This window comes from Klebsiella sp. HMSC09D12 (genome assembly GCF_001808475.1).
Lineage (GTDB): Bacteria > Pseudomonadota > Gammaproteobacteria > Enterobacterales > Enterobacteriaceae > Klebsiella > Klebsiella oxytoca.
In genome coordinates this window covers 24,149-24,616 of sequence record NZ_KV793503.1, presented here as the reverse complement: position 1 = coordinate 24,616, position 468 = coordinate 24,149, and the positions used below count along the sequence as shown (strand labels likewise).

The 468-nt window shown below is 57.1% G+C and carries 1 protein-coding gene; it reads right to left on the bottom strand.

Annotated elements, in window-relative coordinates:
- The coding region (locus HMPREF3178_RS31885) for a fumarate hydratase (protein WP_228705149.1) at window positions 1-468 on the bottom strand (468 nt) is incomplete at both ends.

Here is a 468-nt window from a genome sequence, read left to right as displayed (position 1 = left end):
CGCCGTGGCGCGGCAGGCGGATGACGCGAATATCGTGGGCGAAGTATTTACCGCCGAACTGCGCACCGAGGCCAAGGTTCTGCGCTTCCAGCAACAGCTCGTTTTCGAGCTGAATATCGCGGAAGGCCTGGCCGTGCTCGTTGCCCTCGGTCGGCAGACCATCGTAATACTTCGTTGAGGCCAGCTTAACGGTTTTCAGTGTAGACTCCGCCGACGTGCCGCCAATCACAAAAGCAATATGGTACGGCGGGCAGGCCGCGGTCCCCAGCGTGCGCATCTTCTCGACGAGGTAATTTTTCAGCTTCGCCGGAGTAATTAACGCCTTGGTTTCCTGATACAGATAGGTTTTGTTGGCCGAGCCGCCGCCTTTGGCGATGCAGAGGAATTTGTACTCCTCGCCGTCGGTAGCGTAGAGGTCGATTTGCGCAGGCAGGTTAGTGCCGGTGTTGACCTCTTTATACATATCCA